The 20,730-nt window shown below is 60.4% G+C and carries 17 protein-coding genes and 6 pseudogenes; 15 read left to right on the top strand and 8 right to left on the bottom strand.

Annotated features, from left to right (window positions below):
- Positions 1-1,111: 1,111 nt before the first annotated feature.
- Positions 1,112-1,738, top strand: a pseudogene (locus ACVWYI_RS38445) (cation:dicarboxylate symporter family transporter); the annotation flags it as partial.
- Positions 1,666-2,310: pseudogene (locus ACVWYI_RS38440) on the top strand (IS3 family transposase); the annotation flags it as partial. The pseudogenes ACVWYI_RS38445 and ACVWYI_RS38440, both read left to right, overlap by 73 nt.
- 472 nt (positions 2,311-2,782) lie before the next feature.
- Here ACVWYI_RS38440 and ACVWYI_RS38435 read toward each other — a convergent pair.
- The 3 genes and pseudogenes from ACVWYI_RS38435 to ACVWYI_RS38425 form a co-directional block, all read right to left on the bottom strand.
- Positions 2,783-2,968, bottom strand: a complete 186-nt coding sequence (locus tag ACVWYI_RS38435) for a hypothetical protein (protein ID WP_456664835.1) — start codon at positions 2,966-2,968, stop codon at positions 2,783-2,785.
- Between the two features lie 74 nt (positions 2,969-3,042).
- Entirely contained in the window at positions 3,043-3,291 is a 249-nt protein-coding gene (locus ACVWYI_RS38430; protein ID WP_456664782.1) for a hypothetical protein, read from the bottom strand.
- A 184-nt stretch (positions 3,292-3,475) separates the two neighbouring features.
- Positions 3,476-3,855, bottom strand: a pseudogene (locus tag ACVWYI_RS38425) (chromosome partitioning protein ParB); the annotation flags it as partial.
- A gap of 146 nt (positions 3,856-4,001) precedes the next feature.
- On the opposite strand from ACVWYI_RS38425, the pseudogene ACVWYI_RS38420 reads away from it, so the two are divergent.
- The 12 genes and pseudogenes from ACVWYI_RS38420 to ACVWYI_RS38365 all read left to right on the top strand — a co-directional run.
- Positions 4,002-4,256, top strand: a pseudogene (locus ACVWYI_RS38420) (hypothetical protein); the annotation flags it as partial.
- A 3-nt stretch (positions 4,257-4,259) separates the two neighbouring features.
- A pseudogene (locus ACVWYI_RS38415) lies at positions 4,260-4,705 on the top strand (SOS response-associated peptidase); the annotation flags it as partial.
- A 458-nt stretch (positions 4,706-5,163) separates the two neighbouring features.
- Positions 5,164-5,511 (top strand): hypothetical protein, encoded by a 348-nt coding sequence (locus tag ACVWYI_RS38410; protein ID WP_456664781.1) that lies wholly within the window; start codon positions 5,164-5,166, stop codon positions 5,509-5,511.
- 284 nt (positions 5,512-5,795) lie between these two features.
- On the top strand, positions 5,796-5,963 hold the full coding sequence (locus ACVWYI_RS38405) for a helix-turn-helix domain-containing protein (RefSeq protein ID WP_456664780.1): 168 nt from the start codon (positions 5,796-5,798) through the stop codon (positions 5,961-5,963).
- A 678-nt stretch (positions 5,964-6,641) separates the two neighbouring features.
- Entirely contained in the window at positions 6,642-6,827 is a 186-nt protein-coding gene (locus ACVWYI_RS38400) for an SDR family NAD(P)-dependent oxidoreductase (protein WP_456664834.1), read from the top strand.
- Positions 6,760-7,302, top strand: coding sequence for an SDR family NAD(P)-dependent oxidoreductase (locus ACVWYI_RS38395; RefSeq protein ID WP_456664779.1), 543 nt, complete (start codon positions 6,760-6,762; stop codon positions 7,300-7,302). Before ACVWYI_RS38400 ends, ACVWYI_RS38395 begins: the two co-directional genes overlap by 68 nt.
- A complete protein-coding gene (locus tag ACVWYI_RS38390; protein ID WP_456664778.1) occupies positions 7,223-7,405 on the top strand; it encodes an SDR family oxidoreductase in 183 nt (60 codons plus the stop codon). The genes ACVWYI_RS38395 and ACVWYI_RS38390 overlap by 80 nt, the downstream gene beginning before the upstream one ends.
- Before the next feature lie 344 nt (positions 7,406-7,749).
- A complete protein-coding gene (locus ACVWYI_RS38385) occupies positions 7,750-8,196 on the top strand; it encodes a hypothetical protein (RefSeq protein ID WP_456664777.1) in 447 nt (148 codons plus the stop codon).
- A 162-nt stretch (positions 8,197-8,358) separates the two neighbouring features.
- The gene (locus tag ACVWYI_RS38380; RefSeq protein WP_456664776.1) at positions 8,359-8,676 is read left to right on the top strand and encodes a transposase; all 318 of its coding nucleotides are present in this window, start codon (positions 8,359-8,361) and stop codon (positions 8,674-8,676) included.
- Positions 8,677-8,876: 200 nt separating this feature from the next.
- Positions 8,877-10,244, top strand: coding sequence for an IS110 family RNA-guided transposase (locus ACVWYI_RS38375; protein ID WP_456664775.1), 1,368 nt, complete (start codon positions 8,877-8,879; stop codon positions 10,242-10,244).
- Between the two features lie 33 nt (positions 10,245-10,277).
- Positions 10,278-11,003 carry an IS3 family transposase gene (locus ACVWYI_RS38370; RefSeq protein WP_456664774.1) on the top strand — a complete coding sequence of 242 codons (726 nt, stop codon included), beginning with the start codon at positions 10,278-10,280 and terminating at the stop codon, positions 11,001-11,003.
- Positions 10,918-12,327: pseudogene (locus ACVWYI_RS38365) on the top strand (IS30 family transposase). Before ACVWYI_RS38370 ends, ACVWYI_RS38365 begins: the two are co-directional and overlap by 86 nt.
- Before the next feature lie 30 nt (positions 12,328-12,357).
- Here the strand turns inward: ACVWYI_RS38365 and ACVWYI_RS38360 are convergent.
- A protein-coding gene (locus ACVWYI_RS38360; protein ID WP_247772603.1) for an IS5 family transposase occupies positions 12,358-13,109 on the bottom strand; the annotation gives its coding sequence in 2 pieces (ribosomal slippage) (positions 12,358-12,779 and positions 12,779-13,109; 753 coding nt in all).
- Between the two features lie 866 nt (positions 13,110-13,975).
- Between ACVWYI_RS38360 and ACVWYI_RS38355 the strand changes: the two genes are divergently transcribed.
- Positions 13,976-14,344 carry a hypothetical protein gene (locus ACVWYI_RS38355; protein ID WP_456664773.1) on the top strand — a complete coding sequence of 123 codons (369 nt, stop codon included), beginning with the start codon at positions 13,976-13,978 and terminating at the stop codon, positions 14,342-14,344.
- A gap of 1,148 nt (positions 14,345-15,492) precedes the next feature.
- On the opposite strand, the gene ACVWYI_RS38350 is transcribed toward ACVWYI_RS38355, so the two are convergent.
- The 4 genes from ACVWYI_RS38350 to virB10 are packed head-to-tail and all read right to left on the bottom strand — an operon-like array spanning position 15,493 to position 20,725.
- On the bottom strand, positions 15,493-16,656 hold the full coding sequence (locus ACVWYI_RS38350; RefSeq protein WP_456664772.1) for an LPD7 domain-containing protein: 1,164 nt from the start codon (positions 16,654-16,656) through the stop codon (positions 15,493-15,495).
- On the bottom strand, positions 16,640-18,586 hold the full coding sequence (locus tag ACVWYI_RS38345) for a type IV secretory system conjugative DNA transfer family protein (protein WP_456664771.1): 1,947 nt from the start codon (positions 18,584-18,586) through the stop codon (positions 16,640-16,642). The genes ACVWYI_RS38350 and ACVWYI_RS38345 overlap by 17 nt, the downstream gene beginning before the upstream one ends.
- Complete coding sequence (virB11, locus tag ACVWYI_RS38340) at positions 18,552-19,583, bottom strand: P-type DNA transfer ATPase VirB11 (RefSeq protein ID WP_456664770.1); 1,032 nt, start codon at positions 19,581-19,583, stop codon at positions 18,552-18,554. Before virB11 ends, ACVWYI_RS38345 begins: the two co-directional genes overlap by 35 nt.
- Positions 19,580-20,725, bottom strand: coding sequence for a type IV secretion system protein VirB10 (gene virB10 / locus ACVWYI_RS38335; protein ID WP_456664769.1), 1,146 nt, complete (start codon positions 20,723-20,725; stop codon positions 19,580-19,582). Before virB10 ends, virB11 begins: the two co-directional genes overlap by 4 nt.
- Positions 20,726-20,730: the final 5 nt, after the last annotated feature.

Below are 20,730 nucleotides of genomic sequence, written 5' to 3'. Positions count from 1 at the left end.
GGCCAAACAAATTGCGGCGGTCTATCGTATAGCCAAGGTCCTGCAGCGCCGCCAGTTCCGCCTCCATCAGGACGGGGTAGTTGCGGTATGCCTGGTGGCTCATCAGACCGTTTTTGAGTTCCATATGCGAAAAGAACGGCCTGTCACTGTCTCCAAAATCGCTGCCGGTACGCACCCGAATACCAGGCATGGCACCGGCAAGCACGGCATTGACGTGTTTACCAGTAAAATAGGCCTGATCATTGCGTGCATCGAACGCGTCGGCACCCGCGGCCGGCGCGAGGCAGACCTTGCACCAAATGTACTGGCCGGCCGCGGCCATTTTACCGTTCTCGTCACGCAAATGAAGGTCCCACGCAGTAAGCGTGGAGAAAAACCCTTCGGCAGGGGAGTAGACGCCGAGTGTATGCGCAATTTCATGGATCATCACCATGGTCGTACCGATCTGCGGGGTCAGGTTTAATTGTGATGGAGTGAAGGGAGCGGGTGCCCAGCCCATCTTACCGACAGTGATGAACCCATGCGCGCCGTTGTGGAGCTTGCCCATCTGGTGGTTGGTGATCGCCGCCTCCACTAGCGTTTCGGAGCCTTTCTCGTTAACTGATGGCGGGCTAACGGCAGATGCATTCCGTCGGTCATTGGTACCGATATTGATGATGGCTGGGTGCTGTCCCGGCACCACCTTGATGATCTGACCCCAATACCGCACGGCATCCAGCACTTCATCGATCTGCGCCGGCTGTAGACTCCAGGTTGAAGCAGGAGACTCGGGCAGATAAGCGCCATCATTGACGCCGAAAAAGCGTAACTCCATAAACGCATTTCCCGCCCCATCCTTGATATTGTAAGTCTCAAATGCTTGCGCCGCAAAGGCGATCGAAGACAGGCAGGTGGTCAACGCCAGCATGGCGGTGGCTTTCGATAACATCATTTCCAAAAAGCCTTCATCGACGAACGAACCGAGGCGCTTCGCGCTAGCGTCGGGTACGGAGCAGCAAGCGTCATGCCGCTGAACAATTGAGGTTCTCCAGGCGCCGGTGCGGATGTACGCGTCAGCTTTGGGACATTCGGGTTCGAACCCGACAATCGCGCCTGTTAGCGTTCGGCCGTAATGTTGATTCCGTCCGTCGCCTACGCAGATCCCGAAGCCGCATGGCCCGGCACGACCGAAGAGCAGTGCAAGGCCGAAGGCATCAAATTCGGCAGGGCGGTGTTCCCATGGGAAGCATCTGGCCGCGCCATCGCCAACGGCCGGCACGAAGGTTTCACCAAGCTCATGTTCGATAGTGCTACTAATCGGGTGATCGTCGGCGGAATCGTCGGAACGCATGCAGGCGATCTCATCAGCCATCCCGAGATCATTTCGACCTTCGCGCTAGCGCTAGACCTGATCGTCGCCAACTTGCTGCGCCCGGGCGCCGGTTTCCAGGGCCAGTCGAATGCGGCGGCGGTCGCCGCCTATGCGAAGCAAGCGAGCGAGATGAAGTCGGTGGATTGCGTCCTGCACATCATTCCGGACACGGTCGTCGGGGCGTTTGCGCAACGCGAAATCCTCCAGGTCCTGCTGTTCGCGATCTTGTTCGGCTTCGCACTGATGGGTCTCAGCGAGCGGGCTCACACCGTGCGTGCGTTCGTCGCCGATGTCGCTCACGCGATGTTCGGCGTCATTGCAATCGTCGTGAAGGTCGCGCCCATCGGTGCCTTCGGTGCAATGGCCTTCATCATTGGCCTTTACGGGCCTCAGGCGCTCGGCAATATCGCAGGCCTGATCGCCACGTTCTATCTGACATGGCTATTGTGTTGCGCGGATTGAAGATCGAGCGGCCCGACCAGCTGTGGGCGATGGACATCACCTACATTCCGATGCGGCGTGGCTTCGTCTATCTCGCGGCGGTCGTCGATGTGTTCAGCCGACGGGTCCTGGCCCATCGCGTCGCGATCACAATGGAGGCGGCCTTCTGCGTCGAAGCGGTCCAGGAGGCGTTGGCGAAGCACGGCAGGCCCGAGATTTTCAACACGGACCAGGGCAGCCAGTTCACCAGTCTCGAGTTCACCGATGTGCTGCTGGACGCGAAGATCGCCATCAGCATGGACGGCAAGAGCGCCTGGCGCGACAACGTGTTTGTCGAGCGGCTCTGGCGCACGGTCAAATACGAAGAAGTTTATCTCCGCGCCTACGACAGCGTGTCCGAGGCGCGAGCGTCAATTGCCAAGTATCTGGCCTTCTACAATCAGGGACGCCCTCACTCGAGCCTTGACGGTCGCACGCCCGACGAGGCTTACTTCGGCACGCAAGTGATAGCCGCATGACCGTCGCCTTACGATTTTGTCGTCGCTCTGGTCGGGCTACGCCCCCCCGACGCAACGACAAAATCGTAGGGCCCCGCGTTCAGCATAAACCGGCAGGAATCCACTTAAATTCCGCGCGGCGCTGTCCAAACAACCGGGGCCAGTTCTGGATCTCAGTACAGCCAGATAGTAAGGTGCCCCCAAGGCCATGCTGTAGACAACGACCTTGCCCTCTTTCTTTGCGTCCGCAACGACTGACTCCCAGGATGAACCTTGGGCGTACGCCGGCGCGGCGACGCCAACCAGCATACCGATCGCGACTGCGGTTCTAAGATTCCTAAACACGCGCTTCCTCCGCGTACTCTATTTTTGCCAACTGACCGTGTCCGATCTGTTGTCACACTTCGATCACGACGTATTGCTTCTCGATCGAAACCGGAAAGGTCTCAGCCTGAGGCTCGCCTTTCGATTAATAAGCCGCGAGCCTCCACTTTCAGATCAAAGCTTCGCACCTTGGTTCGTTTGGGATCGCACCAGGATTTTCCGGTCCGAATGTCGAATTCCCATCCATGGACCCGCCGACATGAATGGCAATCGGGAATTTGTTGCGCACAGCGGCCTCGAAGATTGGCCAGTAACGGCGTCGCCCAAAGGGCTCGTCGGTCCGCGGCAGCGCCAGGATCTGCGTGAAGTTTCGGTCCGGGGCACGAGCGTCGATTTCTGCGACGGATCCGGCCGTGTCTTCCTACGCTATCAGAACAGATGCCGCAGCCGCGGTTCGGGCTTCACCCACCGCTCGATCTGCCAAGAATTCATTGCTTGCGTCAGGGCCACGCCCAGATCCAGATTCCTTTGAGTGCCGGGGTTCCACCGCAGCGGAATCAGCATACCGCGCTCGACGCCATTGGGATCGAGATGCTGGCTACGCATCATGGCGAGACTGGACCCGGAAGGACCGCCCTCATCGGGATGAGCATCGACGCGCGCCGCATCCGGCGACATCCGTGGATGGCTCAGGGCCTCCGAAAACGCGTGTCTTAAATGGCTGCCCTAAACCATCAAATGCTCGATCCATTGCCTGGCGAGAAATGATGAACCTCGGTCGCGCCGTCATCGAAGGGTGGATATCGCAGTCGATCACCCGGACCGTCTGTTGCGTTGACCCTTCGCGATCAAGGGCGAGAGCCCGAACTGCATCTGCTTCGCGACCAAGCTTTGCCGTGACCAGCAAATCAAGCAGCGCCACGTCTTCCAGATAGCCGCCGCGATCCTCGGTGAAGAGGTCCCGAAGGATCGAGCCGCCTGCTTCGGTGTACGCTTCGATACCGACAAAGCGCGCGCGGCGGTCGGTTGCGGCCACATGGGTTTCGGTGAGCATGCGACGGATGGCGCTGGCATCCCGGTTATAGGACAGCCGCTCATAAACACCTTCCTGCCGGGCGTGATCATCGGTAATGGCAAAGGCCGTCAATTGCTCAAGGGCCAGATCGCCCTCGCGATAGACCTGCATCAGTTTCGGAGAGACCGCGCCCACCGCAGGCGCTGCCGCACCACATGCGGCGTCACGCCGAAACGGGCAGCGATTTCCTCGGCACCGAAGCCGCGCTCTGCAGCGTCTACAGGTCGTGCAGAATGTAGATGGACTTTCCCGCCAGGCGCACGAGTTTCCTGTCGCGATATTGGTGGGCCCACTCACCGCTGTCCACGTTTCCGCGGATGGCCGTGAACCTATCGATCCGTCGCCCACCATCGATCAGGCTGTAAATGGGGGCTTTCCCTGGCTCGAGATCAGGTGCACGCGCCCAAGCGACGTCGACCTTGCGGCTATGAAACATCCGCCAACCACCTTCGTGCACGATCTCGCCAGCCGGCTACATCGTCGCAAGTGCACCAAGGCGGGCCAGCGTCCATCCGCGACTCTGCTACAATTGACCTGGCAACCTCGCCACCCTCGAACCGAAGCTTGACTGATGTGCAATCTTATTCGATCACGACCAACCAGGCCGCGATCAGCGCGCTGTTTCGCGTCGTAAACCGATACGTCGGCAATCTGGCGCCGATGCCCGGCGTGTTTCCGGACTACAAGGCACCGATTGTGCGCAACGGAGCCGAGGGCCGCGAGCTCGCGACAGCGCGATGGGGAATGCCATGGTCATCAAAGGCAATGATGGACGCCACCAAGAAACGAGCAGAGAAGCTGCAGGCGAAGGGCAAGACGGTCGATTTCAAGGAACTGCTCAGAATGGAGCCGGACGGCGGCACGACAAACATCCGCCACGTGAAGAGCAAGCACTGGACGCGATGGCTGGGGACCGAAAATCGCTGCTTGGTGCCGTTCAACTCCTTCAGCGAGTTCAAGAAGGCCGAGGCCGGTGATATTTGGTTTGCGCTCGATGAGGACCGTCCCCTCGCCTGCTCGCCGGCATCGAGGGCGCGGTTGTACTTCGTCAACTTCCGCGCAGCGTCAGCCCGGTCGGTACCAGGGGCCTTCTTCCGCATCTCGACGTTCAGTTGCAGCAGATACTGCTCAAAATCGTCGGAGAGCGTCATACCCGTGTCGCCGTTCGCACCGGAATTTGCCCGGGTGAAGGTGGGAAGACGGTCGCCGGCCAACATACCGCGATAGAGGTTCAGTCCAGACCACCCGGTCCGGCAATCCAGCGACGCCATCACAGTGTTGGCCTGGAAGATGGTCGGCGCGGTGTTCGGCATCCGAGCCTGAAACTGACTTGTCCATTTGGACCACGCAATCGCGTTGGTCTGAAAAAGAGTCATGACTTTGCTCCCCGTTGTTGCACGCTTGTAGTTGCTACTTTCGATATTGAGCCGTGGAGCTACTCGATCGCTCTATTGTCCTCTGCAGTTCAGATACGGTTGCTCAAGAGCGAGATCGGGACATACGCGCCGTCCGGTCCCAGTGGCGAAGACGTCGGGACCTGTCTTGCAATCGCACTCACAACATTTCCGCAGGCGACGAGGCAGGTATTTGTGCCGTCGGAGACAGCACCGCTGGCCTCCAAGTCGGCCAAATATAAAGCTATTCTTCTGCCACCTGTAGCCGATCTGCCCACCTACAAGGAAAACTGGGGTATCGACGAGGTCGCCATAGACTGGCAGGCCGTGGAGATCAGTGAAGGACGTACGACCGTAAGAACCGCCGAGGTGCCCGCCAATATATTCTCGGGGCCAGCTCCATACAGCCTGTGGCAGCTGCACTGCTAGCTCAAGGTCTGCCGAATTGCTCGCACTTGCGACGAGGGCAATTGTGGTGGCTCCCAAGAAAAGAAGTCCAGATCGCATCAAGATACCCCGCTGTGCGCTTCCCCATCCATAACCGAGCGCCTGCGCGCTAGCATCGCGTACGGAGCCCCGAATGGAGCAAGCGGCATGCCACTGAAACATTGAGGTTCTCCAGGCCCTAGGTGCGGTCTTTCAGGAGATTGTCCATCTGGTCTGAACCGAGGAAGCTGAGGTTGCGAAGCTTCAGTGTACCAAGGAGAGACCAGATGAACGTCCACAAGAATGCGGCTTTGATGCCTAAAGGTCGAGAGGCGATGGTGCGAAGCGTGGTGGAAGGTGGGCTGAGCCAAGTCGACGCGGCTGACCTGTTCAACACGACACCGAAGACCGTCGCCAAATGGGTCGAGCGGTTCCGCGCAGAAGCTGTGGACTAGGTGCGGACGCAGCGTCACGTTTTGGACATTGGAGTTCGAACGCGACAATCGCGCTGTTAACGTTCGCAGTAATGTTGCGCAACTCGAAGCCACTATTGTCGCTGTAACGTAAGCGTACCGCCACGGCCCTTCAGATTGTTTGTGCGCAGTCCGAGAGCCTTGCTAGAAGAGCCATGTTGGTATTGGCGCTCACAATGACGACCGGTCCTACTACTTAAAAGACTGTGATTGCCGCATATCGAAGTGTATGGAATCAAGCACGACTGTTCTGCTTGGTGCCCCCTCTCACCAACGTTCGGTTGGAGCCATAACGTCGCAAATCTCACACGATGACCGACTTGATCGCTGTGACTCGCGAGAATTACTGGCCAGAGTCATTCAGGCAACCTGCCTGCTCCTGGCACGCACATTGCTTGTTGTTTGTCGCACGATCGCGGGCGGCGCCGGGCCATGGTAAGAACTGAAGAGCAGTAGAACGTGGCAAAGACATCCCATGTTGCGAGAGACCCCCCGAAGCCATCTCTCCGCTACCGCCAGCTTAGTGCCGGCGAATCACCCTTATCCGCCAAGTCGCGAATATGCGCGTCGCGTTTCACAGCTCTCCAAGGCCAGCCCGATGCGCAGCGCCCTCTGTACAAGCGCTTTAAACTGATTGATCGCTTCAGCGAGGACTGTGTCATGGGACGTGTAAACGAAAAAGTCATTCTGGTGACTGGTGCGGCGCGCGGGATGGGAGCAGCCCATGCCCGTTTGCTCGTTTCGGAGGGCGCTCAGGTCGTGGTCACCGATATCCTTGATGAATACGGTGAGGCTCTCGCATTCCGAACTGGGCGATGCCGCCATCTACGTCCACCAGGATGTTAGCGAGCCGAAATCGTGGGCGACGGTGATCGCGGCAGCAGAAGCCACCTTCGGCAGCTTGCATGGGCTCGTCAACAATGCGGGAATCGCCAGCATGGCTCCAATCGAGCAGTTTCCACTCGATCAATGGAACAGGACCTTAGCAGTTAGTTTAACTGGCGTATTCCTCGGAATTCAAGCCGCCCTGCCAGCAATCCGGCGCGCGGGCGGGGGGTCGATTGTCAACGTCTCATCGGTCGAGGGGCTGCTAGGGAGCCCGGGCCTTCATGCTTATGTCGCCTCCAATTTCGGCGTGCGGGGAGTCACCAAGTCTGCCGCGCTCGAGGGCGCCGCCTCCGGAGTCCGTGTCAACTCAGTCCATCCTGGTCTGGTCAGCACGGGCATGAGTGAGAGCTTGGATGCCGCTCTCTTTCCAATTCCAATGGGACGGGCAGCCGATCCGCTGGAGGTGTCTCGGGGCGGTCGCATTCCTACTTAGCGACGACTCCAGCTACATGACAGGTGCTGAGATAGTCCTCGATGGTGGCTTGACGATCGGCGTCCCGCATAAATGGCCTGCGTTGGAGGACCTATTTGCATGACATCAACCGCCGACCAATCGGAGGGAACGCGCAATGTACACCAGCGGAAACTACGAAACCTTTGCCCATCCTCGCAGACCTCATTCTGTCGCATTCGTGATAGGCATATGGCTGGCACGGGATCAAGATGCTCGAACGTTTGAAACTGCCAGGCGGCCCGCTTGACGGAATAAAGCAGTTCGAAGCGCCAACTGGTCACTCGGATGGCTGGGAGAGAAGGAGTGGACCGTTGGGACCAGGCTCAAATACAAAGCGCCAGCCTCCGTTTTCACGGCTTCATCGAGCAGCTCTCGGTCTAGGTAGAAGAAGAATAACTCTCGGCAATGCAGCAAGGACGCGGAGATGTGAGCACGAAAGAAGCCAACACCAAAGATCACGTCGGCCTTGCGGCAGGACGCCTTAATAACGTTACAAAGAGAGCCATCGGAATGCAGACCGAAGTATGGAAGCGCCTGTTCGACATATACTGGCATTGCTCGTTGCGAATTCAAGAAGAGTCGACGCAGGTTGCCGATTTTTTGGGAAAGCTCACCAACGCCGCTTCCGCGGTCGATCAAGTTGGCATTCTTCAGGTCTGGATGAAAGGCGCCAGGGAGCGGGTCGCCCGGGACGCGATCTATTCGATTGAAAGCGCGAAATCCCTCGCGAATGTTGAACTTGCGCCGTTCGCCAGCGCGTGGCTTTCACCACTGCCACCCCTTAACTTTCTCGCAGGACGTGACGTTACTTTTCGTTTCGGTTCTTGGCAATTCCCGACTCTCCGGATTGAAGGAGGTCGACCAGCGGGATGAAAGCCGAACTTTCCTTGGCAGGAGCACACGCGGGGCGCGGCGCTTTTACCACAAGGAGAGTGCGGCTGGTACGAGAACGTCACCAATATCAGCTCGGCTAATCGGTCCTGAGCCTCCTCTAAATTGGTGGACACCTGTAGCTTAGACGGCGAGAGGTGCCAGATGGCGAAACGGCAGCGACGTTCCTATTCGGACGAGTACAAGCGGCAGGCAGTTGATCTGGTTTTGTCGAGCGGCCGCTCGGCGAAGTCGGTCTCGAAGGATCTCGGGCTTGACGGTTCCGTGCTGAGCCGATGGGTTGCGGAGCGGGGCGCGGTGAGAGCCGGCGGCAGCGCCGAGGCTCCCACATCGCAGGCGGCGCTGCCGTCGGCGGACCAGGCTGACGTGATTGCGCGTCTGCAGCGGGAAAACGAACAGCTGCGCATGGAGCGCGACATTTTAAAGAACTGTCCAGGGCCGTTGCGCGCCTGTGCGGGGTAGAAACAGCACTGTGTTATCCTCTGCGGCTGGGAGGGTAGCGGCCGTCAGCTTATTGGAGGCACTGTCCCCGTTAAAAAACGTGGTCCATGGGTGCATGCGGACTTGAGAGTGGTGACGCCGCTTCGGCTGCGATCCCGAATAGGAAGATGACGATTGCATAACCCAGACCCTTCCGCTCATGAGTGAATGGAGGATTTGCGATGCCCCAGAGGACGACCGGTGACCGGCCGGAATTGAAGCCAGTCAACGTCAGCGCGGCCGCCATCGACATCGGATCAAAGATGCACATGGCTGCGGTGAACCCGGACTGCACTGACATTCCCGTGCGCGCGTTCGGCACATTTACACAAGATCTCCATGATCTGGCGGATTGGTTTAGCGCATGCGGCGTGACCAGTGTCGCGATGGAATCCACCGGGGTCTATTGGATCCCAGCCTATGAAATCCTGGAGCAGCGTGGATTTGAGGTTATTCTGGTCGACGCCCGGTACGCCAAGAACGTGCCCGGACGCAAGACCGACGTCAGCGATGCCGCGTGGTTACGCCAGCTTCATTCCTATGGACTGCTACGAGGCAGCTTCCGACCCGATGCCGAGATCGCAACACTGCGGGCCTATTTGCGGCAGCGCGAGCGGCTTGTGGAATATGCCGCCGCCCATATCCAGCATATGCAAAAGGCCTTGATGGAGATGAACCTGCAGCTCCATCATGTCGTCTCGGACATCACGGGCGCCACTGGCATGCGGATTATCCGGGCCATTGTTGCAGGCGAGCGCAATCCTGATGTTTTGGCAACCTATCGGGACGTGCGATGCCATTCATCCACCGAGACCATTCGCGCGGCACTGGTAGGCAATGACCGGCACGAACATGTCTTCGCCTTGAGTCAATCGCTAGAACTCTACGACGTCTACCAGGCGAAGATGCTGGACTGTGACCGCAAGCTCGAACTCCTGATCGCCGCGCTAGGAAATAAAGGGGCAAAGCCGGTCGGGAAGCTATCCAAGCCGCGCATCAAGACCAAACAGATCAACACGCCCACCTTTGACGTCAGGACCGCGCTGTACGGCGTGCTCGGCGTCGATCTGACTGAGATCCATGGACTGGGTCCGTCGCTCGCATTGAAGCTTATCGGCGAGTGCGGCACGGTTTTCAGGGCATGGCCGAGCGCTAAGCACTTCACGTCCTGGCTCTGCCTTGCACCGGGCAACAAAATCTCCGGCGGCAAAGTGCTTTCTTCGCGCACCCGGAGATCTTCCAGCCGGGCTGCCGCACTGTTGCGGTTGGCGGCCACCACGGTGGGGCGAAGCGATACGGCGCTCGGAGCATTCTATCGCCGCCTGTCCTTACGTGCGGGTAAGTCAAAGGCGGTGACAGCGACCGCCCGCAAGATTGCGGTTCTATTTTACAACACCCTCCGGCACGGCATGAGCTACAGGGATCCAGGTGCCCACCAATATGAGCAACAATATCGCAGCTGCGTTCTCGCCAACCTTCAGCGCCGGGCCAAATCTCTGGGCTTCGTGTTGCAGGCCATTCCGACGGATGCCAATCCGGCTGTTTCTTAGGAAGTCGATCGCGATCTTTGCTGGACCCCGGACATGAGATTCCGCTTCATCGAAGATCGCCGCGCGCACTATCCGGTTAAGATCATGTGCCGTGTGCTCGGCGTCTCGCCCGCGGGCTACTATGCTTGGCGGTCGCGCCCCGAAAGCCCCCGGGCTGCGGCCAATCGAGAGCTGCTGGAGAGCATCAAGCGGGTTCATCGCGACAGTCATGGCCGCTATGGCAGCCCGCGCATTCATGTCGAACTCAAGGCCCAGGGCCACCACGCAAGCCGTGGCCGAATCGAGCGGCAGATGCGCGACCATGGCGTTCGAGCCATCTCGGCCGGGCCGCGACGCTGCCGCACCACTGATAGCGGGCATGGCTTTTCGATCGCGCCCAACTTGCTCGGCCGGAACTTCTCGGCCGCCATGCGCAATCAGGTCTGGCTCGCCGACATTACCTATATTTGGACCGGCCAGGGATGGTTGTACCTGGCGGCCATCATGGATCTGTATAGCCGCCGTATCGTGGGGTGGGCGATGGATGACCATCTGCGCGCCGAATTGCCGCTCACCGCGCTGCGAATGGCGATCAAGGGACAAAGGCCCGGCGCCGGCCTGATCCATCATTCCGATCGCGGCATTCAAGGCGGATTCAAGCGGTCGTCGCAACACCTGAACGAAGGAGGTTGCGATGGGCATTCGAAAGCGACGATCACACCGTTCTGGACGAGCACCGTTGGCGTCACCGGGACGGCCGCCGGTAGCGGGGCGATCTGAACTCCAGCGATTCTGGTTGGGGATCGTGCAGGGAATGACCAGCGAGGATGCTGCATTAGCGGCTGGTATGTCGCAGCCTGTCGGAACCAGATTGTTCCGACAGGCAGGCGGCATGGCACCAGCGATGTTCAGATCTTCAACCCAGCCGCGGTCCGGGCGGTACCTCTCGTTTGCGGAACGTGAGGAGATCGCACTTCTTCGCGTTCAGGGCCTTTCGAGACGCGAGATCGGACGCCGACTTGGCCGATCCGCCTCGACCATCTCCCGTGAGCTACGACGCAATGCCGCGACGCGCAGCGGCGGCCTGGAGTATCGTGCATCGACAGCCCAATGGCACGCCGAGCGATCGGCCCGTCGGCCCAAACCGACTAAGCTTGCGCTCAACACAACGTTGCGCACTTATCTGGAGCAGCGACTGGCCGGCGTGGTCATGACCCCGAGTGGCGCTGCCGTTCCTGATCCCGCCGTTCCGTGGAAGGGCCGCCGGCATGGCCCGCGAAAGGATCGGCGATGGGCCAGGGCTTGGAGCCCGGAGCAGATTGCCCGACGCTTGCCGATCGACTTCCCGGACGACAAGACGATGCGCATCAGCCACGAAGCCATCTATCAAGCTCTCTTCGTTCAGGGTCGGGGAGCGCTACGCCGCGAACTGTCGGCCTGCTTGCGAACGGGGCGCGTATTGCGGGTCCCCAGGGCGCGCGTACGCAGGCGAGGCAAGAGCTTTGTCTCGCCGGAGATCATGATCAGTCAACGCCCCGCCGAAGCGGCCGATCGCGCGGTGCCGGGCCACTGGGAGGGAGACCTCATCCTTGGTCTTGGCAGCTCGGCGATCGGCACGCTGGTTGAGCGGACAACACGCTTCACGATGTTGCTGCATCTTCCCCGGCTTGCGGGGCATGGCGAAGCTCCACGCATGAAGAATGGCCCTGCTCTCGCGGGACACGGAGCTGAAGCCGTGCGCGACGCGATTACGCGCACCATCATCACCTTGCCCGAAGAGATGCGTCGTTCGCTGACCTGGGATCAGGGAGCCGAAATGGCTCAGCACGATCGTCTCAAGATCGACGCGGGTGTCCAAGTCTACTTCTGCGATCCGCAAAAGCCCCTGGCAGCGTGGCACCAACGAGAACACCAATCGGCTGCTGCGTCAGTACTTCCCGAAAGGCACCGACCTGAGCGTCCACAACGCCGACTACATCGCCGCCGTGGCCGCGGCCCTCAATGCTCGACCGAGAAAAACTTTGGGGTTGGAAAACACCAGCAGACGCGCTTGACGAGTTGCTGTCATGAGTGGAACACATTCGGTGTTGCGACGACCGCTTGAATCCGCCGATTGCCTAGGGTCTGTTGGGATTCATCTGGAGTTTATCGCGGCCGCGGCCAGATAGATCATTGAAGTGAAGCTCTGGTCGGTCTTGTCGGCGCGCATTGCGATGCGCTTGAATTCCTTGAGCTTGCCGAAGAAGTTCTCGATGAGATGCCGCCATTTGTACATCTCCTTGTCGATGGCGAGAGGCTGTGCACGGCGCGGATGCTGGGAGATGACGACTTTGGCGCCACGCGCTTCGAGTTCGGCGATGATGGCGTTGCTATCGAAGGCCTTATCAGCGATCAGCGCGTTGAAGGCCAATCCCTCGATGAGTGGCGGCACGCCCACCGTATCGAAACGCTGTCCCGGCAGGAGCACGAAGCGCACGAGATTGCCGAGCGCATCGGTGAGCGCCAGAATTTTGGTGGTCATGCCGCCTTTCGAGCGGCCGATCGCCTGGCTTTGCGTCCCCCTTTTGCGCCCTGACCGTGGCGGTGGACCTTGACGATGGTGGCGTCGACCATGGCGTATTCCATGTCGGGATCGTCGGAGATGGCCTCGAACAGCCGCTTCCAGACATCCGCCTTCACCCAGTCGCGAAAGCGCGTGAATGTGCTATTCCAGTGGCCGAACATCGCCGGCAGATCCCGCCAGGGACTGCCGGTTCGGGCGATCCACAGAACGGCCTCGACAAACAGTCGGTTGTCCTTGCCGCTGCGGCCCGGATCTCCTGGCTTGCCAAGACAATGCGGCTCCATCTTCGCCCATTGGGCGTCAGTCAAAACGAATCGGTCCATCCCAAGCTTGAATCACAACCAAGCCCCGATGAGAATCCTGAATCCCAACAGACCCTAGTCAATTGCCCTAGCATCGTTGCTCGCTGCCGAAGCGCTCTGGCAGCTCGACTTCGCGGTGTCGCGACGGCGGCAATCCCGTGGCGAACCGGGGCGCTGCTCGCCTGGGCAAGAAAAAGTCGCCCGATGCCATACCCGGAACAGAGCTTAGTGCTCCGGCGGCTTCTTGACCGACTCGACCGACCTTTTTCTTCCGCCCAGAGGAGGGGCTACGCTTCTTCGTTACACGTTCAGGTTGGCATCGAAGTGTTCCTAAAGCCACGTGAGGCCGCTGAGCCACTGCCCTGCAAGGACGAGAACCACAGGCCGAACTGATTGGCAGGACGTACTGTCGGCGTGAAACTTTCCAAGAGAGCCGGATACTAGCATAAGCTCCAAGCCCTTGTTTTGGCTGATGACTGCGGGACAGGGCTCGCCTGAACAGCGGGTGCCAAGCATACGCGATCGCCGCAAAACGAAAACCGTATGTAGAATGTCGCTTGTTATCCGATACGAAGACAAGAAATTGCAGACGCGCAGGACATTGCGTCAGAGATCTCGGCCGCGGAGAGGGTCAAGAGATCATTTGTTGATAGCATCCGTCCTCGAGCTCGGCTTAATCGGCTCGCTGCAGGACTACGATTCCTCGTCCGTACGGTTAGCGGCATCGACGAGCCGACAGCGCAGCTTCCGCAGAACGTCCTGCGCTTCGCTGAGACCGGATTCCGGTAGACGGGATCGACGTCTAACGGCAGGGAACCAAGCTTAGCTTCCCGTTACACGCGCTCAACCGTAACGAATTTGCAGCAAGGCGGCCATCGCACGTCGTCGTGAGCCTCACGTACGCTGCGATAGCGCAGCCTGAAGGCTTAGCTTCACAACGCGCGAAGAGTTTCGAGCGAGCGCTCATTTTCCGTTTTGAATTTGCAGAACATGCGGCGAGGATTAGTCTGCCGCGCTTCGCTAAAGCCCGTTCTGCCGAAGCTCCCGAGTCGGGACTTCTGATGCCCGCCGACCGCCGCCTGTTTGACAGCACCTTCATGACGCGGCCGCCCGCGCCGGAGATCGACACCGTGACGAACAACGTCGATGACGGATTGCCGGACATGTTTCCCTACGAAGGGCCGCCACGGGGGTTGGATGTCCCGTTCGAGCCGGTGCCCTTCCGCCTGCTGACGCTTGAACGCTACAGTATCTGACAATGGCCGAAGACTCCCTCTGCGAGCACGAAGATGCCGACGAGACATCAAGCTACGCCGGCCACGGCGGCTGCCTGAGTGGCGCTGCAGGAAGTGCGACGCCTACTGTACGCCGCCAAGGATGCTGGCGAGGAGGATGCCGGATGGCCGCAGCGCTACGCGCGGTGTCTCAGCTCGTTGGACTATGTGATCGTTCCTTGGCCAGACCTCATGAACCCTCCTCACGCGGGATGGTCCGCCGACGCTCGAATGCCCGGGCCGCCAGATCGTGACATGATCGTCATCGACGGTGAGGTATTCCGCGCGAGGCGCGGGCTCTTGAGGGGGCCATGTGATGACGCAGTTCATCTGCACAGGGCATGACACCGTCGCAGGATGCGGCGCGATCTTGACCGATGAGGAGCACCGCTACTACGGGGTGTGCTGGCAGAACTGCGAGCAGGAATGACTCGCCCGCATCGAGGCGTGGCGCGCGGGCCCCGACGACACGGAGTTCGATGCGCGCTGGCCGTCTCTGAGCCAGTTGCGGCGGCTCACCTGAGATCCGGCCAGCAGCCGTCCTCCTCGTGACGACCGGTTCACATCGCCGATACCCGCGGCAATCCCAGCGTTCCTTGAGAACCTATAGAGAACAAAATCGACCCGTCACCGCAAGAGGAATCATTCGCATGGCCGCGCCCGTCGAGCAGCAATCACCCGACGAGGCAGCCGAACTGGAGGCGGCGGTCCGCCACGTCATCGAAGCGTGCGGCCGAGCCCCGGTCGACCCGGTACGCGCGCTGATCGTCGCTAACGGAATGCTCGGGCAGGAACTCGCCGACGTCTACGCGAAGGCATCGGATGGATTCCCTGCGCGGGCGGCGGATGGCCAAGCGCAAGGATACGAACAGAGAGCGACGCTGTCGGAACGGGGGCGGAGCCGAACGTCTGCTACGGATTTGCTACGGACACCATCGCCTCAGAGGATCCCTGGAATAAGCGTGTAAACTATTGCAACTGAAGGGTTTTGGTAGCGGGAGAGGGACTCGAACCCCGACCCAAGGATTATGCTCTGGGCGATCCACCGAGAGGGCCGTCGCCCCGCGGCGGAGTTGCCAACAGAACTCAACTCTGACGGCGCCGGCGGGTTGATTGTGTGACCCCGCGCATCAACGGTCACGCTCTTGCATTCTCCTACGTTCGCCGCTCTGGCCTATACGGAGCTCCTTATCTCCTTCTGATGGTCGACGATCTCGAATGGGCTCTACGACTGTGGCCCGGGCAAACGAGCGCCCTTTTTCAAGGTGTCGGGCAATGTGCTCCCTCGCCGCTTCGATGATACTCTGGCGTGCCCGCTCGTCGTTCGGAAACGCGCGTTCTAGCACCTTCTCGATCTTAACCATCTGCGACTGCGCTGCCACCAGATCGGGGTCGCGCGCCACCGCCCGTCGATCTGCTGCGCGAAACGTTTCTGCCGTCACTCGCCAGCGGTTACGCGGCACCTGTCGTCGCTCAACGCGCGTCTGCCCGTTGGCGGCATCGACCACTGTGATCTCCTTTGTGACCTGTTCGACGCCGTCCCTGCGTACCTGAACGCGATCGCCTGGTCGTGCTTTGCTATCGGCCGTTGCCTTTTCAAGACCAACCCCCCATACCTGATGCTGCCGTCCATTGTCGAGCTCGAGAGCAACATAAGTCGAAGCCTCGGCGTCCCTGCGATTCTGATAGGGCGCCTGACCGACCTCCACGAGACGTCCCGGTACGCCTTTATCGTAGTCAAACCTCAACGCGCGCTCACGTTTCTCGGTAGCCGAGCGGATTCCGGGCGTGTCTGAACGGGTCCGGTCCCAAATTTCTCGCGGATCCGCAAGCGTCTGCCGGTCAAGCTCGGTTGGCTGATAACCCCGAACTTCCAGCCCTCGCGCGCCTGCTTCCAGCCAGGCCTCGCGCCGGAATTCCGCCGAACCGCGGACTTGGAGAGACTCCCATTTCCGATGTTGCGCTACGGCGACCATGTCGCGGATTACCTCGGCTGCGGCCAGACGCGTGACCAGAAGATCCTCGGTGACCTTGAAGGCGAGATACTCGCCGTGCTCGTCGGCGTAAAGCCGCGCCTCCCCGGCTAACCCGTCCTTTTCAGACTGATTGGCGACCACGTAATATTTGCGACGGATACGATCGGGGAGTGCATTTTGATCAACTGTCGCAGAGGACGACTTGTCGGTCGGCGCTGACTTCGCTGACGAAGTCTCTCCCGGCTTTTCAGGATCGCGGCCCGGGCTATCCTGCCGCCGGAGGCTGTACTCCTCGCTCCCCTCACGCGTGCCGTTCATGCTGTCGTCCGTTCTGCTTGCGGCTTGCCCGTCGCGCCGCCGGGATGGCTTGGGCGTCGAGGTAGTTCAGGGTCCAAGCTTTCATGTCCTCCTCGGAGAGCCCTTCAAGATCCACCGCTACGTCTCCGAAATCAAAACTGGCATTGGCAGGAATTGTGGAGGGATCGGCCACCTCGTCATCCGTCATCGGCCGCGATCGAAATACCGCCCGGAGTTCAGCGACCTCGGAACGAAGCTCCTTGATCTCGGCGTCAAGCAGAGCGATCGAGCGGCCTCTGGGCATCTCCGGGACGGGCGCCGGCAGCAGTCGTGTCAGGAACGCCCTGTCTTCGTAATAGACGATCTTGTCGGCCACGATCGGCGGAACTCCAGTGCCCAGGATGAAAGTCTTGGATTTTGGAAGAAGCTTCAGCTCTTGCGGCAGCATCAGGGCGCGCCGATGTTCTGAGATCGTCTCGCTGGTCGAGCGCATTGCCAGCCCTTTAGGTCCGCTGCGGCTACGCGCCTTCACAGTCTCGTAACCCATGCGCTCCGAGAGCTCATTTGCGACGTCCTGTTCCTTTGGGGCGAAGACGACCTCGACGGCATGGTTGGTCATGAAGTTACGGGCGGCGTCGATCCCATAGATCGCGCGGAGTTGGGCCGGGCTCTGAACCACGGTGAGCAGCCGAATGCCGTAACCGGCAATGAACGCCACGGATTTTGCGAGCACACTGACATTGCCTAGAGCCGGAAATTCATCGAGCAACAGCAGCACCTTCCGATTGAGTTTTGAGTTCTGTTCCGGCAGCTCGCGGGTGTTGAGATCGACCACTTGCTGAAAGAACAGATTGAGGAGCGGTGCCATGCGGTCGAGATTGTCAGGCGTTACGCCAAGATAGATCGACATCGGCCGTTGCCGCAGTAGCCGCAAGTCGAAATCGTTGGTCGATGTCGCCGCATCGATGCGAGGGTTGAGCCAGAGCCCGAGCCTCGCCGTGACGGTCTTGCGCACCGAGTTCATGGTGTTCTCGGAAGCCGCGAGGAAGTCGTTCAGCGCCGTGATGCAATGTCGTGACAGTGGCGAAGGGCCGGACCTGCGAACGGCGATGATTTTCTCGAAATGTGCCTTGAGGTCGTGGGCCGCGGACAGCTGGTGCAGGATCTCCCCAATGGTCAAGGGCAATCCCGGCGTTTCCGCGACATAGCCACCAATCGCAACAAAGGCCGAACGGGCCGCCTCGAACCAGAACGGATCGCCGCGGCTCTCGGCCGGAAACAGCATCACCGCGATGCGCTGTAGATCGTCATAGAGGTCCGCGGGATCGCTGCGCACATAGCCAAGCGGATTGTAGCGCGCAGTGCGTCCATTCTCCTCGAGCGGATCGAATAGATAGACTTCCTGCCCGTGGGCTGCGCGAAACCCCGCCGAGCGATCCCAGTTTTCCTTCTTCACATCCAGCACGACAACTGAATCCGGCCAATTGAGCAGGTTTGGAATGACATAGCCGACGCCCTTCCCGGCCCTGGTCGGCGCGTAGACCAGGACGTGTTCCGATCCGCCGAAGCAGAGTAGCGCACCATGCTTGCGGCCGAGTAGCACGCCCTCCTTGGATCGCAGGCCAGCGGCCTTGATCTCGCGCTCGGAAGCGAAACGAGCGCTGCCGTGAAGCGGGAGCGGACGGTGTCGGAAGAGTGCACCGAGCAGACCAAAGACCACGACCACGCCCGCGAGGGTCGATAGGGTGAGCCAGCGATCGAAACGTGGGTCAGCGCCGTAACGGGGCCAGCCTGTGGCGATCTCCGACCAGTGCAGGCCGCCGTCGTGTTGCCTGAGCCCTAGCAGCAGCACGTTCGAGGTGACCAGCAGGAACAGCGCGCAGGCCGCGAGCGCGACCGCCAGGCCCTGCGCGGCCCTAACTGATCTGGCCGCGTTTGCGAGCGGGGTCATAATAAACTTCCGAAATGCGGTAGCGGCCGTCCCGCTTCTGCATCTGGATGACGACGTCGACGAGAAGCAGCAGGAGCGAGCGGATGTCGTCACGGTGCAGGTCGCGGCCTTCCGCGCTTTCCTTGACCAACAACGTCAGTTGCTCGAAGGCGAGCCGAGCGCTGTCGGCGTGAACAGTTGTGATCGATCCCGGATGGCCGGAGTTCACATTTCTCAGATAGAAGAACGCTGTCCCGTCGCGCAGTTCCTGCAGCAATATACGATCCGGCCGCATCCGCAGGCAGGACTCGAGAAGTCCGCGCGGTCCAATTTTGGCGAGGCCCTGCCCGTCCTTGGCATAGAGCAGCCGCACGCAATTCTGATGAGGAATCACAAGCTCAGCGGTGTCCTCGATGGTGATGAGCCGCTCCTGTGCCGGTATCGCCGCGATCAGTGCCTTCGATAGCGTCGTCTTTCCCGAACCGGTGGCCCCGGAAATGATAATGTTGCGCCGAGTTGATACGGCAAGCTCGAGGAAATCGCGCCAGGCGCCGGCTTCTTTCAGAGCCAGAAGTCGATGCTCGTCGGCCGTGAGATCGTCATTGGCGCCACGGACCTCTTCGAACAGTTCTGTCCGCTCAAAGGCGTCCAGCGTCATCGTCAGAGCGGACGGCTTGCGGATTGTGAGACTGACCGTGCCAGCTGGCACAGCCGGCGGCACGACGATTTGACAGCGCTCCTCGGCGATTAGGGTGGTCGAGACCACCGGGTGTTCCGGACCAATATCCTGGCGGGTGTGGCCGGCGGCCGCGATCGCCAGGTGTGAAAGATAGGCATGCGTCAGAGCTGGCGCTTCGTGCCGGGTCCAGCCGCCGGAACCTTCCACGAAAATCTCGCCGGGTCGGTTGACGACGATTTCGGTCAGGGACTTATCTGCCAGAAATGGAGCCAACGGCTCCAGATAGCGCGCCAGCACGAGCCGGCTGCCATCCCCTTCTATGGAGTGTATGGCGCTCACTTTGTCACCACGGCCGGGGCCACGAGGCCCCCGGGGATGGTGCGGTCCATTATCTGCGTTCGGCTCTCAACCCGCCGCAATTGATACACCGAGGAGAAATCGACATCGCGCGCAACAAAGATATTGACCAGTTCGCCCTGGTTCTTGTTCAGCGTTGGCGGAATGTTGATGGACTGCTCGACGGCGATTGCCGCGGCGCTGTTGGTGGCCCCGCTGGTGTTGTTGATCTGGATAGAGCTGTCCTGCAGCTGCTGACGCCCGATCGAGGAGGCATCATTGACAACCGATAGCAGGAGCGCCGAGCCGAACCGCTCAAAGAAGTGGGGGTCGATGTCGCCGTCGAAGCCGGCGCGGCCCAGCGCATCGGTGGCCGGCGAGGCCAATGCCGCAATGACGCCGGTCGGTGTCTTGGCGCGGGTCCATAGCACGAACAGGCGTTTTGAACCGCGCCGCACATTGCCACGATATTCGCCAACCACTTGTGTGCCCTTTTCCATCAACACCACGTTGCCGGAATCCGACATCACGTCGCGCACCACGACGCAGGAGACGAAACCCGCCACGTCCGAGGACATCCCCGTCTCCAGCACGCACGGGATCGAGGTGCCCTGGGTGATGAGCAGATTGCGGTTGGGAAGCCGCGCTGCGCGCACGCCCTCGATCGGCGTGGGCTTCAGCTTGTCGGCAAGGTCGTTGCGCGGCTCGCCCTGGCCAAATCCATAGGGATCGGTGACGACACTTCCGGTCACGCTGTCGTGGGCGGCGCGTCCCGCAGAACTCGGTCGGTTATAGGCCAGCACCGGTGCGCGACGGGCGCTCTCCAGAAGCTGGTCGGAGGCAGGCGCGGCAGCGGCTGGCGCGGCTGCGACCGGCGCGGCTCCGATTGAGGCCGTGGTGATCGGTGCGGGAGGTACTTCCGGGATGGGCTCGAACGCTGCCGCTTGGCGGATCACCAGCCTGCGGGCGGAATCGCTGACCGGCTTATCGCCTTTCCAGGTGCCCCAAATGATCAGAGCGGCAAATGCGGTGAGCGCCAGCGCTCCGAAGCCGCGTTTGAGCATCGTCGCGCGAGCGTTGTCCCCTCCTCCCACAGGCGTAATGCCACGGTCGCCGGCGATCCTCTCATCTTGATGTTCGGTCATATCGC

This window comes from Bradyrhizobium sp. LB13.1 (genome assembly GCF_054056815.1).
Note: the sequence above shows the minus strand (reverse complement) of the source record. Positions and strands in the feature narration are given on the sequence as shown.

Excerpts from the sequence above, each read along its gene's own strand:
- ACVWYI_RS38430 (WP_456664782.1), bottom strand. The coding sequence starts at position 3,291 with ATGTCGCCGGATGCGGCGCGCGTCGATGCTCATCCCGATGAGGGCGGT.
- ACVWYI_RS38405 (WP_456664780.1), top strand. The coding sequence starts at position 5,796 with ATGAACGTCCACAAGAATGCGGCTTTGATGCCTAAAGGTCGAGAGGCG.
- ACVWYI_RS38400 (WP_456664834.1), top strand. The coding sequence starts at position 6,642 with ATGGGACGTGTAAACGAAAAAGTCATTCTGGTGACTGGTGCGGCGCGC.
- ACVWYI_RS38395 (WP_456664779.1), top strand. The coding sequence starts at position 6,760 with ATGAATACGGTGAGGCTCTCGCATTCCGAACTGGGCGATGCCGCCATC.
- ACVWYI_RS38390 (WP_456664778.1), top strand. The coding sequence starts at position 7,223 with ATGCCGCTCTCTTTCCAATTCCAATGGGACGGGCAGCCGATCCGCTGG.
- ACVWYI_RS38380 (WP_456664776.1), top strand. The coding sequence starts at position 8,359 with ATGGCGAAACGGCAGCGACGTTCCTATTCGGACGAGTACAAGCGGCAG.
- ACVWYI_RS38375 (WP_456664775.1), top strand. The coding sequence starts at position 8,877 with ATGCCCCAGAGGACGACCGGTGACCGGCCGGAATTGAAGCCAGTCAAC.
- ACVWYI_RS38370 (WP_456664774.1), top strand. The coding sequence starts at position 10,278 with ATGAGATTCCGCTTCATCGAAGATCGCCGCGCGCACTATCCGGTTAAG.
- ACVWYI_RS38350 (WP_456664772.1), bottom strand. The coding sequence starts at position 16,656 with ATGAACGGCACGCGTGAGGGGAGCGAGGAGTACAGCCTCCGGCGGCAG.
- ACVWYI_RS38345 (WP_456664771.1), bottom strand. The coding sequence starts at position 18,586 with ATGACCCCGCTCGCAAACGCGGCCAGATCAGTTAGGGCCGCGCAGGGC.
- virB10 (WP_456664769.1), bottom strand. The coding sequence starts at position 20,725 with ATGACCGAACATCAAGATGAGAGGATCGCCGGCGACCGTGGCATTACG.